Origin of the sequence: Vibrio sp. La 4.2.2 (genome assembly GCF_027586995.1) — a bacterium.
In the GTDB taxonomy this organism is placed as follows: Bacteria; Pseudomonadota; Gammaproteobacteria; order Enterobacterales; family Vibrionaceae; genus Vibrio; species Vibrio mediterranei.
Window position 1 is genome coordinate 295,449 of the sequence record NZ_JAPPTJ010000005.1, and the last position, 16,328, is coordinate 311,776.

11 protein-coding genes are annotated in these 16,328 nt (G+C 43.6%); 6 read left to right on the forward strand and 5 right to left on the reverse strand.

Annotated elements, in window-relative coordinates; translation table 11 throughout:
- Positions 1 to 6: 6 nt before the first annotated feature.
- From mukF to mukB, 3 genes are read left to right on the forward strand one after another with little or no spacing between them, the layout of a single operon-like run.
- Complete coding sequence (gene mukF / locus OH456_RS13350; RefSeq protein WP_006074956.1) at positions 7 to 1,344, forward strand: chromosome partition protein MukF; 1,338 nt, start codon at positions 7 to 9, stop codon at positions 1,342 to 1,344.
- A complete protein-coding gene (gene mukE, locus OH456_RS13355) occupies positions 1,325 to 2,068 on the forward strand; it encodes a chromosome partition protein MukE (RefSeq protein WP_006074957.1) in 744 nt (247 codons plus the stop codon). Before mukF ends, mukE begins: the two co-directional genes overlap by 20 nt.
- Positions 2,065 to 6,513, forward strand: coding sequence for a chromosome partition protein MukB (gene mukB / locus OH456_RS13360; protein WP_270033651.1), 4,449 nt, complete (start codon positions 2,065 to 2,067; stop codon positions 6,511 to 6,513). The genes mukE and mukB overlap by 4 nt, the downstream gene beginning before the upstream one ends.
- Positions 6,514 to 6,583: 70 nt before the next feature.
- On the opposite strand, the gene rsmS is transcribed toward mukB, so the two are convergent.
- The 4 genes from rsmS to dinG are packed head-to-tail and all read right to left on the reverse strand — an operon-like array spanning position 6,584 to position 10,148.
- A complete protein-coding gene (rsmS, locus tag OH456_RS13365; RefSeq protein WP_006074959.1) occupies positions 6,584 to 6,742 on the reverse strand; it encodes a pleiotropic regulatory protein RsmS in 159 nt (52 codons plus the stop codon).
- Positions 6,742 to 7,257, reverse strand: coding sequence for a primosomal replication protein PriC (priC, locus tag OH456_RS13370; RefSeq protein ID WP_006074960.1), 516 nt, complete (start codon positions 7,255 to 7,257; stop codon positions 6,742 to 6,744). The genes rsmS and priC overlap by 1 nt, the downstream gene beginning before the upstream one ends.
- A 27-nt stretch (positions 7,258 to 7,284) precedes the next feature.
- Entirely contained in the window at positions 7,285 to 8,058 is a 774-nt protein-coding gene (locus OH456_RS13375; protein WP_006074961.1) for a sulfite exporter TauE/SafE family protein, read from the reverse strand.
- A 14-nt stretch (positions 8,059 to 8,072) separates the two neighbouring features.
- Positions 8,073 to 10,148, reverse strand: a complete 2,076-nt coding sequence (gene dinG, locus OH456_RS13380; RefSeq protein ID WP_270033652.1) for an ATP-dependent DNA helicase DinG — start codon at positions 10,146 to 10,148, stop codon at positions 8,073 to 8,075.
- A 534-nt stretch (positions 10,149 to 10,682) separates the two neighbouring features.
- Here dinG and OH456_RS13385 point away from each other — a divergent pair.
- The 3 genes from OH456_RS13385 to OH456_RS13395 all read left to right on the forward strand — a co-directional run bounded on the left by OH456_RS13385 (position 10,683) and on the right by OH456_RS13395 (position 15,153).
- On the forward strand, positions 10,683 to 11,738 hold the full coding sequence (locus OH456_RS13385; protein WP_270033653.1) for a porin: 1,056 nt from the start codon (positions 10,683 to 10,685) through the stop codon (positions 11,736 to 11,738).
- A gap of 170 nt (positions 11,739 to 11,908) precedes the next feature.
- Positions 11,909 to 12,604: a YccT family protein gene (locus tag OH456_RS13390; RefSeq protein WP_270033654.1), complete on the forward strand. Its 696-nt coding sequence runs from the start codon at positions 11,909 to 11,911 to the stop codon at positions 12,602 to 12,604.
- A gap of 254 nt (positions 12,605 to 12,858) precedes the next feature.
- Positions 12,859 to 15,153 (forward strand): efflux RND transporter permease subunit, encoded by a 2,295-nt coding sequence (locus OH456_RS13395; RefSeq protein ID WP_270033655.1) that lies wholly within the window; start codon positions 12,859 to 12,861, stop codon positions 15,151 to 15,153.
- A 265-nt stretch (positions 15,154 to 15,418) separates the two neighbouring features.
- On the opposite strand, the gene OH456_RS13400 is transcribed toward OH456_RS13395, so the two are convergent.
- Positions 15,419 to 16,306 (reverse strand): TonB-dependent receptor, encoded by an 888-nt coding sequence (locus OH456_RS13400; RefSeq protein ID WP_252038186.1) that lies wholly within the window; start codon positions 16,304 to 16,306, stop codon positions 15,419 to 15,421.
- Positions 16,307 to 16,328: the final 22 nt, after the last annotated feature.

The following is a 16,328-nucleotide window of genomic DNA, read 5'->3' on the forward strand; positions in this document are numbered from 1 at the left end:
AAGACCATGAGTGATAACACTCTGATTGCAGATGACCGACCGATTGATGAACTTGTCGGCTGGGTCAAACAGCATGATTTTGCATTAAATCTTTCCACTGAACGGTTGGCATTTCTCATATCCATTGCGGTATTGAGTAATGAAAGATTTGATGAAGAACTTGGGGAAGGGGAACTGCATGATGCGTTCAAGATCGTCACCCAACAGTTCGAGCAAACGGGCGAAGCGACCGCGTTTCGTGCCAATAATGCAATTAATGAATTAGTTAAACAGAGGCTGCTAAGTCGTTTTACCAGTGAGGTAAACGATGGCGCGAGCATCTACCGTCTCAGTCCACTTGCGATTGGCATTACGGATTACTACGTCAGGCATCGTGAGTTCTCCAAGCTCAGACTCTCTATCCAGCTTTCAATGGTGGCGGATGAAATGGCGAAAGCCATTCTCGCGGCTCAGGAAGGCGGAACGGTTGGTCACTGGCGCAAGAACGTATTTGGCGTTTTGAAATACTCAGTGGGTGAAATCTTCGACCAGATTGATTTGAACCAACGAGTTATGGATGAACAGCAGCAATCAGTCAAAGTGCAAATCGCAGAGCTACTCAATAAAGACTGGCGAGAAGCAATCAACAATTGCGAAGCTTTGCTGTCTGAAACCTCCGCGAATCTTCGTGAGCTTCAAGATACTCTGCAAGCAGCTGGGGATGAGCTACAAACTCAAATTCTAGATATCCAAGAGATCGTCTATGGTGACGATGAGCTTGAGTTTGTGGGAGAGGCGCTCTTTGGCTTGCAAATGAAGCTGGATCGAATCATTAGCTGGGGTCAGCAAGCGATCGATTTATGGATTGGTTACGATCGTCACGTACATAAATTTATTCGTACTGCGATCGATATGGATCAAAACCGTGCATTCAGCCAAAGACTTCGCCAGTCAGTAACGGACTACTTTGATGCGCCATGGTATTTAACCTATGCCGACGCAGAAAAACTCACAGATCTTCGTGATGAAGCTTTGGTGCTTCGTAATGACGAAGTGACGGGAGCTGTGCCACTTGAAGTGGAATATGAAGAATTTGAACAAGTAAATGATGAACTAGCCGAACGTATTGGAGACATGCTGAAAGTGCATAAAGAGCAGGGTGCTCCAATTGATTTAGGCATAGTGCTTCGAGATTATCTTGCAGCACACCCATACACTCATCATTTCGATCTCGCAAGAATCGTTGTGGATCAAGCAGTTCGGTTGGGCTACTCCCAATCCGATTACTCAGCCATTCAACCAGATTGGCAAGCTATCAACGATTTTGGTGCAAAGGTACAAGCAAATGTCATCGACAAATATTGACGAATACATGTCAGAAAAACTGGCAAAAGCGATAACAAATCCGCTTTTTCCTGCACTAGATAGTGCACTTCGTGCGGGTAAACACATCTCCTCAGAGGACATGGATAATCACGCCCTTTTGTGTGATTTTGATGTGGAGCTGGCGAGTTTCTATCAGCGTTATAACACCGAATTGGTGAAAGCGCCTGAAGGATTCTTCTATTTACGCCCTCGTTCGACTACGTTAATCGGTCGAAGTGTGTTGTCAGAATTAGATATGCTGGTGGGCAAAGTACTGTGCTTTTTGTATTTGAGCCCAGAGCGTCTAGCTCATGAAGGCATCTTTACCAATCAAGAACTGTATGACGAGTTATTGGCACTCGCTGATGAAAAGAAACTGATGCGCCTCGTCACTAATCGCGCAACAGGATCTGATCTCGATAAAGAAAAACTGTTTGAAAAAGTACGTACGTCTTTAAGACGTCTACGCCGCCTAGGTATGACGATCTCTATTGGTGATACAGGTAAGTTCCGTATCAGTGAGGCGGTGTTCCGCTTTGGCGCCGACGTTAGGGTTGGTGACGATATGCGTGATGCTCAATTGAGACTGATCCGCGATGGCGAAGCGGTAGCGCATACTCAAGCACCATCACAAGGTAGCTTAATTCCTAACGAAGAAGTGAAAGAGACAGAGTTAACCGAACAATTGGATATTCAGCAAGATGATCAGGAGGCTGACGTATGATTGAAAGAGGTAAGTATCAATCAATGACGATGGTCAACTGGAACGGCTTTTTCGCGCGTACTTTTGACATTGATAGCCTAGTGACCACGTTATCTGGAGGTAACGGTGCGGGCAAATCTACTACAATGGCGTCATTCATCACGGCTCTGATCCCCGACCAAAGCTTGCTTCACTTTAGAAATACGACAGAAGCCGGCAGTTCTCAGGCATCGAGAGACAAAGGCCTATACGGTAAGCTGCAACCAGGTACATGTTACTCGGCACTCGACGTTGTGAACTCACGCAATCAACGAGTCTTGTTCGTGGTTAAGTTGCAGCAAGTTGCTGGACGAGATAAAAAAGTCGATATTAAACCGTTTATTATTCAAGGTTTGCCAAGCAGCGTTAAGCCGACCGATATCCTAATTGAAGCAGTGTCTGACAACCATGCTCGTGTCCGCCAAATCAATGAAGTGAAAGATGCGGTCAGTGGTATGGAAGGCGTTCACTTTAAGGCGTTTAATTCTATTGTTGATTATCATGCGCAAATGTTTGAGTTTGGTGTCTTGCCAAAGAAATTGCGCAATAGCAGCGACCGCTCGAAGTTTTATCGCCTGATTGAAGCCTCGCTATATGGTGGTATTTCAAGCGCCATTACTCGCTCGCTTCGTGACTATCTATTGCCTCAAAATGGTGGCGTGAAAAAAGCATTCCAAGATATGGAATCGGCACTGCGCGAAAACCGTTTGACCCTAGAAGCAATCAAAACGACGCAAGCCGACCGCGACCTGTTCAAGCACCTAATCACCGAATCAACGAACTATGTTGCTGCAGATTACATGCGCCATGCCAATGAGCGCCGTAATAAGCTCGAAAGTACAATGGCGATGCGCAATGAGTTGTTTGGCTCAAGACAGACCTTGATTGCACAGAATGAATTGCTCAACAAGGTTCAGAAAGAATTGTCTATGCTTCTCGAAAGCGAATCTGGGCTCGAACAAGATTATCAAGGCGCGCAAGATCACTTACTGTTGGTTCAAAATGCTTTGCGCCAACAAGAGAAGATCGAACGTTATCAGGAAGATCTTGAGGAGCTCAACGAGCGTCTTGAAGAGCAAATGATGGTGGTTGAAGAGGCCACCGAACGCAAGTTAGCCGCAGAAGAGCAAGCGACATTCGCTGAAGAAGAAGTGGATAGCTTAAAAACGCAGCTCGCAGATTACCAACAAGCTCTGGATGTGCAACAGACCCGCGCGCTGCAATATCAGCAGGCGGTCCAAGCGTTAGAGAAAGCGCGTGAGCTGCTTGATGATGATGCTCTTGAACAAGATGGTGCTGCGACTAAGCTAACCCAGCTGAAAACTGAAGAAGCTGAACGTACTACTCAATTGCTGGAATTTAAGCATAAGCTGGATATGTCTTCTGCTGCGGCGAAGCAGTTTGAACTTGCATTAGAACTCGTCCAGCAAGTTGCAGGCGATGTACCTCGTAATAAAGCAGCAAGCGCAGCGAGACTAGCGTTAAAGCAAGTGGATGAGCAGCGTCAACTGCTAGGCAATGAATCCCAGTTAAGAGCACAGTTCCGCGATACTGAAAAGAATATTGAACGTAAAGAGCAAGCTCAGCAACTGGTTAACGATCTCCATAGTGTTGGCGTCACAATAGCCAATGAGATGGATATTGAGATAGAAGCGGAGCGTCAGCGCGAAAAAGTGCTAGAAGGCGAGCAACGACTTGAGCAGTTACGTGAATCATCAAGTGACGCGAAGCAGCGTGAACAGGAACTCGTTTCTGAAATTAGTAAACTTGAACGTTATGCTCCTCAATGGATTAAGTCATACAATGCGCTAGAAGAGTTAAGAGAGCAAAGTGGCCTGGAACTGACAGATCGAGCGGATGTTATCAGCTCAATGCAAGAAGTGAATGATAACGAACGTAAGACCTCATTTGAGCGCGACTCACTAGCGAAACGTCGTGAAGAACTTGATCTTGAGATTGAACGTCTTGCGTCTCCGGGTGGTTCAAATGATCCACGCTTGAAAGGCTTGGCAGATACATTGGGTGGCGTGCTTCTCTCTGAGATTTACGATGACATTACTATTGATGATGCGCCGTACTTTAGCGCAATGTATGGTCCTGCTCGTCATGCGATTGTAGTGTCAAACCTTGACGGAATTAAAGAAAAGCTGGTAGAGCTTGATGACTGCCCTGAAGATCTGTACATCATCGAAGGCGACATCGATGCATTTGATGATAGTTCATTTGATGCTGACGAATTAGATGGTGCAGTGTGCGTACAGCTTAATGAAAGACAGTTACGTTACTCGCGTTTTCCGAAGATCCCTCTATTTGGCCGAGCGGCGCGTGAACAGCGTTTGGAGCTACTGCGTGAACAACGTGAAGAGACCGTTGAAAAACACGCGAAAGCGGCGTTTGATGCTCAAAAGCTGCAACGTCTATACCAAGCATTCAATGCTTTCGCAGCACAGCATATGCAGCTAGCATTTGAATCCGACCCTGAAGTACGGCTAGCACGTCTGCGTGAGCAACGAAGTGCTGTAACTCGTGAGCTAAGCGACCACAAACAACATGAACAGCATATCAACGCGCAGCTGGTGGCGACAAAACAATTGGTTGGTTTACTTGACCGATTGGCGATTTCATCAAATGTTTTGTTTGATGAGACATTGGTTGAGCGATTTGCAGAGCTGCAATCGCAAATGGAACAGCTAACCTCAGCGAAATCGTATGTTAATCAACATGGTTCCGCATTAGAAAAACTATCTAGTGTGGTCAATGCGTTGGATAGTGACCCTGAACAGTTTGAAGCGTTAACGGAGCAATACCAATCTGCGGACAAAAATCTACAAGCATTAAAAGCTCAGATCTTTGCCGTTGCCGATTTGGCTGAGCGTCGTCCTTACTTTGCTTATGCAGATTCCATAAATATGTTGAATCAAAGTAGTGAACTTAGTGAGCAACTTAAAGCGAAGTTGGTGCAAGCTGAATCAACGCGTGCTCGTTTGCGCGAAGGCTTAAAGCAAGTTCAGGAGCAAGCTAACCAATACAACCAAGTACTGGCGTCTCTTAAGAGTTCTCATCAAGCTAAACTGGAAACGGTTCAAGAGTTTAGAGCAGAGCTTCAGGAATACGGTATTGTCCCTGATGAGTCTGCATTGGAACGCGCAGAGCAGCGTCGTAATGAGCTTCAGTTAGCGTTGCAAACATCTCGTACTCGTAAGAGCGAATACGAGAAAACCATGACGTCCACTGAACTTGAAATGAAAGGTTTGGCGAAACGTCTGAAAAAGGTTCAGAAAGAGTACGTTGAGTTACGTACTTATGTGGTAGCAGCAAAAGCGGGATGGTGCAGCGTATTGCGTCTAGCCAAAGCTAATGACGTAGAACGTCGATTACACAAACGTGAACTCGCCTACATGAGTGCTGGTGAATTGCGTTCAATGTCGGATAAGTCACTGGGTGCACTGCGTTTGGCAGTTGCTGATAGTGAAGACTTGCGTGATTCACTGCGTCAGTCGGAAGATACTTCAAAACCAGAACGCAAAGTCCTGTTCTATATCGCTGTATATCAACATCTAAGAGAGCGCATCCGTCAGGATATCATCCGCACCGATGATCCTGTTGAAGCTATTGAAGAGATGGAAGTAGAGTTGGCCCGCTTGACCGAAGAACTGACGCAACGCGAAAACCGTTTGGCTATTAGTTCGGAATCGGTATCAAGCATCATCAAGAAAACGATTCAGCGTGAGCAGAATCGAATTCGTATGCTTAACCAAGGTCTATCGAATATTCATTTTGGTCAGGTGAAAGGCGTAAGACTTAATGTCAAGATTCGTGAGAGCCATGAGCAATTGTTAGTAGCTCTAACGGCTGAGCACAAAGACTTGTTCGAGACAACACGTTATACCTTCTCTGAAGCGATGGCCAAGTTGTTCCAGCGTGTTAACCCACATATCGATATGGGGCAACGCTCTCCGCAAGTATTGGGTGAAGAGCTACTAGATTATAGAAACTATCTTGAGCTCAGTGTCGAGGTTAACCGTGGTTCTGATGGCTGGTTACAGGCAGAATCGGGCGCACTATCGACAGGTGAAGCCATCGGTACAGGTCAGTCAATTCTGTTAATGGTAGTGCAAAGCTGGGAAGAAGAATCGCGTCGTTTACGCAGCAAAGATATCTTGCCTTGTCGTTTACTGTTCCTGGATGAGGCTGCGCGTCTTGATGCTAAATCCATCGCGACATTATTTGAACTTTGTGACCGCCAAGGGATGCAGCTACTCATTGCCGCTCCGGAGAACATTAGCCCAGAAAAAGGGACGACGTACAAATTGGTGCGTAAAGTGTTCAAAGATCACGAGCATGTTCATGTTGTCGGTCTTCGCGGTTTTGGTGAGAATAAACGATTAGATGACGCTGAAAAGTTAGTTGAACAAGCAACAGCGTAAAGAAAAACCAAAAAGCCTTCTTGTTAGAAGGCTTTTTTACGGCTTATGAAGTTTGGGTGGAGGTTTTAGCCTAAGAGTTCTCCGTTTTTCTTAATAGATCGCTTTTCACGATTTCTAGCGCCTTGAGTGCCACTTTAGGATCAATCTCATTACTTTCCAGTAGAAAGATGAGATCAACGGCAAGTTTGATTTCTTCAGGTGCGTTATCGAGCCCAGATTCAGAAGACATTATATAAACCTCATCTTTTGATTGATGGTGTGCTGAATCGCATTCATAGCATTGCGGCAGCGTTGTAAACGTTGTTCGGTCGAGATAAGTTGTGGTTTGGTAGTTTGATCATCTATCAGGCACTGTTCTTGTTGCCTCACAAGAGTGCACAACTTTTGTTCCCAAACTTGATGTTGTTTAAGATCAGCCCTCAGTTGTTCGAGGGACTTGCATTCTAAAGCAGTATCAGTGTGTGTATTAGCAATGAGCAAGACTCGCTCAATCGCTTCAAGCTGCTCGGTAAACTTTGTCACCCAAATCTCTGAAGAAGAGCCGCTAATACCTTGTTTACTCAATGTGATGATTTTATCTAAGTTTCGCTCGGCTTCTATAACGCAAGGTTGAAGCAGTAAGTTGGAAGCGGAGAAAAGGTGTTCATCAAAGAGTGGCTTTTTATGACCACGATTTCGAAAATCAAATTCTTGAGCATCTTGATGGAGTTGCTTTAGTCGAGCTTTAACTTCAGACAATTTCATTGCAGACTCCTTCTCTCTTCTATCAAATTATAACCAAGCATCATACGCTAGTTTGATGGCCAGAATGCTTACCACGGTAACAAAGATAGGTCGAATGAACTTGGCACCAAATCGAATAGCGGAATGTGCGCCGATATAAGCACCAGCCATTAAGCACAGCCCCATGGTTAAGCCCAAGACCCAATTAATATGGCCCAATACCGCGAACGTTATTAATGAGGTAAAGTTACTGGTGAAGTTCATAGCTTTTGAGAGGCCGGAAGCGAATAAAATGTTCAGTCTATATAAAGCCATTGAACTGACGGTCCAGAATGCACCAGTGCCGGGACCGGCAACACCATCGTAAAAGCCTAAAGACAGCCCTTGTAAGTACTGCTTTCGATTAAACTTTGGACAGCCTACATGGACCTTGTTCTGTTCATCGCCTTGAGGTGCTTTTTGAAAAACCGTGTAGAGCGCTGCGGCAAGAATAATAAGAGGTAGGATCTTTTCTAACCATTCGGTGCTGATCATATCAACAACGAGAGTACCAATAGTCGCGCCGATGAGTGTCGCAATAAAAGCTCGATACCAGCATTCAGGGCTAAATAACCTTTTGCGATAGTAGGTAAACGCTGCGGTAGATGAGGCAAACGTAGCTGCTAGCTTGTTAGTACCGAGTGCTATGTGTGGAGGAAGCCCTAGCGATAGCAGTGCAGGTACCGTTAGCATTCCGCCGCCGCCTGCGACCGCGTCAATAAAGCCTGCAGCAAAGGCGACAAGCGCCAAAATAACCAACATGCTAGGTTCGATAAATTCCATCGAGATTTGAGACCTTAGTATTCTATTGTTCTTTTAAAAGGGGGTAGGGAATCGAGCAGAGACTTGCCATACCTTTTTGTGACGATTCGCCTATCGAGAATATAGAGAGTTCCACAGTCTCTTTCTTTACGTAGCAAACGGCCTGCAGATTGTATCAGTTTTTTACTCGCCTCTGGAACTGTAATCTGAAGAAACGGATTGCCACCTTTGCTCTCTATATATTCGGCGTGTGCTTGCTCGATGGGAGAAGTCGGCACCGCAAAAGGTATTTTAGTGATAATCAAGTTCTCTAGTAGCTCCCCTGGTAAGTCTAGCCCTTCAGAAAAGCTTCCTGTTCCAAAAAGCACACTGGTTTTTTGACATTGAGTCAGTGTTTTATGTTTATTTAGAATTTCTGTACGTGATTTCTCGCCTTGAATCTGCAGATGCCAACCTTTTAGAGCGAATTTCGATCGCACCTCATCGGCAACTTTATTCATTTGCCAATAAGAGGAAAACAGCACTAAATTACTTTTGCCGTCCTGAATAAAGTCGAACAGCTTTTCAGTCAACTCTTCAGTAAACTGAGGGGCCTGCGGTTCATTACGCATTTTGGGCACAATAAGCTCTGCTTGTTCTGCATAATTAAAAGGTGACGCTAAAGCTAAAAATTGGACGCCATCTTCAGATTTCTGACTGATACCTGCTTGGTTACAGAAAAAAGCGAAGGAATTGAGTGCACGCATCGTCGCTGAAACAAGTACGGCGCCTACACATCGAGACCATAACTGCTGATCTAATTGCCAGCCTACCTCAAGAGGCGCGACACTGATTACGTAGTCACCCTCACGCTCTTTGCTTTTTTCTACCCAGCGTGCCAATGGTGCACCTTTCTCTTTTTTAGGCTCGGCCATGAGTCGCCATACCGCAGCTAGATTATCAAATCGCTGAATATAGAAACCCAATTCGGCTAAAGCGGGTTCGGCTAGTTTGGCTGAAACCTCTCCGTCTTTGAGTCTTTCTGAAATGAGGTCAGCAATTTTCGCCGATGCTTGTGCGCCTTTTTGAGAAAACTGTTTGAGTGCTTTAGACTGCTCTTCTAGCCAGCTGGGTAACTCGCCATTCTCGAAACGACAACTGTCTTCTTCAAATGGAAGACCAGAGCAATAAGAATTGACCTCATTTAATAGAGGGATGAGCTGCTGTATGGAATCCTGTAGTTCGTTGCGAAAGCGACCAACCCGCTTCTCGTCAGCTAAACCAGAGAACTTACTCGCAGACTGATTCAATCTTTCTAACCAAGAGGCGGCACCCTTTAAAGTAGCCGCTGCGGATGCATGGTCTCTAGCTACGTGCGGTAGATGGTGAGCTTCATCGAAGATAAAGATGGTATTTTCGGGATCTGGGAGGATGACGCCGCCACCAAGGTCTGCGTCCGCCATTACCAAACTATGGTTGGCAATAATGACATCGTTTTTATCAAGTTCAGACCGCGCTTTAGCGAATGGGCAGCCTCGGTGAGCAGGTAAACTGTTATTGCAGCTGTGCTTTTCGCTAACGATGGTTTGCCAAATGACATCATCAATGGGCTTCGGCCAGGAGTCTCTGTCTCCGTTCCATTTACCTTGAGCTAGCTTCTCGTACATGAGTTGAAGCTGTTCGATATCAGATTTTTTAGGCTTACTTTCAAACATGGCCATTTGACCACCATCGGCACCGCATGCCACGGCCAATTTCTCGGCGCAACAATAACGCTGTCTTCCTTTAGCAATAATAAAAGAGAAGTTTTGATCGGTAATACGTCGGAACAGTGGCAAATCCTTATCAAGTAACTGTTCTTGCAAGGCAACTGTTGCGGTAGAAATAACCACCTTACGATTATTTTGAACGGCAACAGGTATAGCTGCCATTAAATAAGACAGACTTTTTCCAATCCCAGTACCTGCTTCTGCAACAATAATACGAGTTGATTTGTGATACTGGCCACAAAGTGTTTTAGCGATCTCTGAAACAAGATAGTTCTGAGCTCGACGCGGAACAAAGTTTTCTAGCTGATTCTGAAGGTTTTGATAACTCTGGCGAATGGATTGTTGGATTTTACTGGTAAGCATAAACAGCCCTAAATTGACGACGAGCGAGTGTAGCACACTTTAGCTAGTGAAAAATATGTTCAAAAACAGTCGTATCTAGTGTGGGTATTTAGATCAAAGTCACAAAAAATAAGTGAACTTTCACATTAGGTTATATTTTTCGCATGATAAAAAATATAAAACGCCAAAAAACATACTTGTAACGAATAAAGTTCTGATTGATGTATATAATTCACACTGTTTATAGAATTATATTTATGAATGTTACCCAAAAACAAGACTAGTATTGCAATCGAAAGGTGTTCAAAAAATTTGCGATACGTCACTATGAAATTCACAAGTTCTTGATTTTTAATGTTTTACATATATTTATTTATTTTGTTTAGAGTGTTTGACATTGCCTGATAACTTTTGCATTCTTGGTTTCGAGATTTAAAGACGCTGAATCAACCAAAGGACAAAAGGTTGTCGTTCTGAAGGAAGATTTAGACGTCACATATATTAAAAAAGGGAACCGAAAAGGAATTCCCATCTAAGAAAAGGCAGTGGATTATCATGAAAAAAACTCTAGTAGCTCTAGCTGTACTAGCAGCGGGTTCTGCGCAAGCAGGTATCGAAATCTATAACGAAAACAAAGTTACTGTTAACCTAAAAGGTGACATTGAAGTTGTTTACAAAAAAGGTTTCGAAGACGGCGCTGAAACTAAGCAAGAAATTCAAGACGCAGATTTTGGCTTCGACGTACGTTATGCAATTAACGATGACCTACAATTTGGCGCTTACTGGGAATTCGACGGTAGTGCAGATAACGGTCTAACTGGTAACGCAGTTAAAGCTGGTAACACTTATGTAGGTGTTTACTCGCAAACTGCTGGTTCTTTAATCGTTGGTCGTCTTGACTCTATGCTTGACGATGCTGGTATCGGCTCTGACTATCAATTCGGTCTAAACTCTTTCTTCTCAAACGGTTCACCATTCGGTGCTGATGAGTCTATCCGTTACGATATTGATAAAGGCAACTTTTACGGTGGTATCGCATACAAGCAAGATAAAAACGGCAACGCTGGCCTAGGTACAGATGGCTATATGGTTGATGCTAAAGCTGGTTTCCGTGTTGCTGACTTTGATTTCACAGGTTTCTTTGGCCAAGCTGATTTCAAAGGTGATAACCTAGCATTGATTCCAGATTCAATGAATGATGGCGATAAAGAAACTCTATACGCAATCGAAGGTCGTTGGTCTGGTGTTGAGAACCTAAACCTTGAGTTAGGTTACTACAACATGAAGATGGATCCAAAAGCTGGAGATAGCGTTACAGCACAAACGTTCGGCTTCGCGGCAGATTATACTATGAATCAGTGGATATTTGCTGCTGGTGTTAGCCAAGTTAATCTAAGTGATGACAACTATGTAGACACTTCTGCTACTAGCCAAGTTAACAACGATAAAGAAACAAACTGGTTCGTGAATGCTGGTTACAAGGTTGCTCCATCTGCAACTGTATATGCTGAAGTTGGTGGTAGTAACGGTTACTCTGAAACAGACACAACTAACGGCTACTACACTCAAAACGGTGTTGGCTTCGCAATCGGTGCTAAAGCTGAATTCTAATTCAATTTAGAATTGCCTACTATATAGAAAGAGCCACCTTAGGGTGGCTCTTTTTTGTGCGTGCAATCAATCTTCTACAGCTAAATATTCCTAAAAATAGCTATTTTAGGATTCAAATCTATGGCATTCTAGCTCAATAACCCAATCGTATTTTGTAAGGGAGTCGGGTCGTGAAAAAAAGTATGGTGGCCGCATTAGTAGCACTTGGTTGTTCTTTTTCAGTAAGTGCTGCAACACTAATTCCGCTCAAAGGTGTTTCGGTTTATTTTATCAATGGACAAGAAGCCGAAAGCCGAATAGGAAAAAACGAGTTGGTGGAAGGTGAAAACCAAGTTGTAGTGAGAATGGATAAGAAAGTAGGGAAAGGCAGTAGCTCAGGTCTGTTCACCTCTGCTCCATACGTTCTTACCTTCAATGTTTCTGGTGATGAAGTAAAGATCAATCATCCAGTTGCCAGAAGTGAACAAGAGGCAAAAGCCGCATTTAGAACAGATCAACCTGCCTGGCGCATCACACAAGACGGCAGTACCCTTTCCTATTCCCAAGAGAAACTTCAAGCACAAAGCGGTTTCTTACCTTATATGAAAATGGATGAGCTGATTGCAGCACACAATGCTGAAAGAGGTATTGTCTTCGATAATGGTCAAATGACTAAGGCGGAACAAGCTGCTACAGCAACCATAGTGACAACAGCTGCGGTAGCAACTTCTAAGGATGTTACTGCTGTAAATAATAACGTTCCGAAAACTACAGTAAAAGCTGAACCGACAAAAGCAGAAAATGTCGAGCAGCTGAAAGCTTGGTACCTTAAGGCCTCAAAAGAAGAACGTAAAGAATTCCGCAAGTGGATGATTGATCAGGAATAATCACTTCATGTGATGAATATTACAAAAAGGAGGCGTCTGCCTCCTTTTTTTATTAGTCGGGTCTGACAGGAAGTTAACCAACGTTTAGCGATTTTAGGCTATCATTGCTTTAACTAACGTTTGTCTCAAATCTTACTGTGAACCGATTTATCTCTCATATTCTACGCTTTCCTAAGCTAACACTTTTTCTCGTCCTTTCTCTGACCGCCCTTTGTGCTTGGTATGGTCAACAACATTTTAAAATGAACGCGGATTTGTCTACTCTAGTAAAACAAGAGGGGCAATGGGTTGAGAACTTAGCAACGTTAGATCGCACGTTCCCTGATACTGGGAATGTCGTATTGCTTATTACTAGTAGTAGCGACCCGCAGTTAAAGCAGCATGTTGACGATTTATCGGACGCCTTAGCAAACGAGGCTTTGTTTAAAGACGTATTCGCGCCAAGCTCACTGTCTTGGTTTGAACAATACTCGCTGGGCTTCTTTTCAGACACAGAATTTCAACGTTTATTAGAGACAGCACAGGATGAAATTGCACCTGCCGCTCAAGCAGCAAGAGCACAAAACATCAACCAGTACTTTGGCTCCCTCGATAAGCAAGATCAAGCATCCCTTGGACCTCTGCTGTCAGCGATTGATAGCAAAGTAGTGGATTGGCAACAATTATTAAAAACTAACTTAGAGCTACCTAAAGCATTTGCTATTACGATAGTGGCTCAGCCTGACGAGACAGTAAAAGAGCCCAATAGGGCGATAATAGAAACTATTCACCGTGTTATCGAATCTCAGAATTTACCGAATGACATCAAAGTCCAAATTACTGGCCAAGCAGCCTTAGACTTTGATGAAATCGCCGATGCGAACAACAGTATTACTATTGCTGGATCTGCGTCTTTGTTAGGTTTGGTTCTAATACTAGCTATTGGCATTCGCTCTCTACGTGTCATTCTTGCTTGCTACGTAACAGTACTAGTCGGTTTAGTATGGACATTTGCGGCAGGTCTATTTGTTGTTGGTTCTTACAATACGATATCCATCGTATTTATGGTTATGTTTATCGGTTTAGCCGTCGATTTTTCCATTCACCTCTGTTTGCATATTCATGAACTGAGAACGAGAGGTGATAGTAATGTGACAAGTTTGAAAGAGGCAGCAGCCCATTCCATTAGACCGCTTACACTGTGTGCTTTATCTTCGGCCCTAGGGTTCTTAAGCTTCTATCCTACTAGTTACACTGGTTTAGGTGAATTGGGCATTATATCTGCGTTGGGTATGATTTTAGGTCTAGCCGCCACGTTTATCATTATACCGTTGTTCTTCACTTTGTTTGGGTATCCAACCGTGAAGCACCAAGTGGATACTCACCGATTTGTATGGTTTGGAAAAAAACTGAATGAAAACAAAAAGCTGGTAGTCGCAGCTTCATGCCTTCTTGCTGTCGGTATGGGGTATGGTGCAACACAATTTAAATTCGACTTCTCGACATTGGTTCTTAAAAACCCTAATTCCGAGTCGGTGGCGGGCTTAAATGCACTTCAGCAACACGGTCTTGGTTCGAGTTACCAATTGTATGCTATAGCAAAGGATCAGCAAGAAGCTCAGCAGTGGAAAAAAAGGCTATTGAATCAGAAGAGCGTTCAAGACGTAACAATTGCGAGTGATTTTATACCTAATAATATCGAACAGCGATACTCACAACTAAACAATGCTATAAATGCTCAGTCAGTCGACGAACCAATGGATTATGCCGAATTTAGACAGTCTGCATTGTCAAAACATTGGGTTGATGCTGAGAAATTACCTACAGATATTGACACCCAGAAAGTGACAATGGACCTCTTTGAAAACCTTTCATCACTTGCGAATAATCCAGAAGCTAAGCTTGTCGCTCCGACAGTCAGTCAGTTACCAAAATCACTTCAACAACGCTACATTGCTAATAGTGGAGAGTGGTTGGTTGCCGTTACTCCCAAGGGAGATATGACAAATGTTCATGAATTAGAACAGTTTATCTCCCAGGTGAAAAAAATCGCTTCTAATGCAACAGGACGTGCAGTAGCAGAGCAAGAAGTTGGAAGCATTATTGTCCAAGCGTTTCAAGCCGCCATCTTGATGTCGGTATTTGGTATTGCACTGATTTTGATTTGGACAGTAGACAAGAAGCGTGATGTTATTTTGATCTTTATTCCGCTTGGCCTAGCTGCAATCACCACTTTAGGCATGATGCATTGGTTTAATCTATCAATGAACATGGCCAATATTATTGTCATCCCTTTGATATTTGGATTGGGAGTCGATAATGGTATTCACATCGTTAAGCGTTTTAGAGCCGTTAGAAACATCGATGCTTTCTTTAAAACCTCTACACCTAAAGCGTCCTTGATTAGTTGCCTAACGACACTCGCCACGTTTGGAGCGCTAATCGTCGCAGAACATAGAGGGATGCATTCTATTGGCTTAGTGCTAACCATCGCACTTAGCTGCATCTTGGTATTTAGTTTGGTTTTACTACCGGTATTACTAGAACTAACAAAGAAAAAAGCGACATAATAGGCGCAAAGACAAGACCAAAGCCAAAAAGGTGGTCATCCCTGCACAGGCAGGGACCTACTTAAAGCGCGCATTCAGTGCCGTTGCAACAAGACCCCAGCCTTCGTAGGTAATCAATCACCTGAAGCGACCCTAGCGAAGAAGCAATGTCATTCCTGCACAGGAATGAATCTATCCAAAGCGAACATAAGCTCAAATTAGATGCAAATTCCATTATTATCTAATTAAATCGATGCGTTAGATTTCTCTTCAGCAATCTCGGTAGCTAGAATCGCGCATCCAAAGTAACAAAAAAGCTCTTACGTTGCCCCAAACCCATTTCAGTTACTAAAACCCAATTTGGAGTAAACTCGTACTGAGCGCCTAACAGGGTGTTCCAGTTATTTGCAAGACTTTGATTAACAGTAAACTTGGCGTTTTGTATGAAGCCTAGGTCTCCTAATCCACCAAGAGGCAGATCTTTGACGTTTCCAGTTAAAGTTTGTTCGATGTTTTGATACTGAGCACCAATCCAAGCTCTAACTGGAAAGTCCGTATTTCTTGAAAAGTCGTAGCCAATTCGCGGCGATACAACAATAGAATCTATTTCACCATCAATTACTGTCAATTTTGTTTTTGTATAACTGGCGTCAACAAGAGCAAATACACTTTCGTAGCCACCGGCTAGAACCGTACCTGCACCGTACATATATCCATCTAAGTCCAGACGAAATGGTGCATTAATATCGTCAATACTAACTTCGTGCTGGCCCAAAAAGCCTAAGTCAATTGTACCGTTGGCGGATGTAATAGTGGTTTCTGAATAGCCATTTAACTTACCACCAATTGCATAGAAATTAAGAAATGGCAGGACCCAAACATCCGCCTTTAATGTAAGTACTTCACTTTCTTGGTAGCCGCCCTGTGTGTTGATATTCAGGTCTTTAATAATGCTAGGTAAACCAGTCAAAGCAATAGAGTCGACATTAATACCTTGAGACACATTCATATACCCTAAGCTAAGCCCAACCGCTTCGGGTAGAGTATATCCACGCTCTTCTGCTTCTTTCTTAAATAGAGGTAGCTCGATGGCGTTCGCTGAACTTAGACCTAGAGAGATTAAGGCAGAAGTGCTTACGGCACGCTTGAAAACGGTAACAAGAAAATTGGTCATTTAAGGACTTACTATTGGCTCA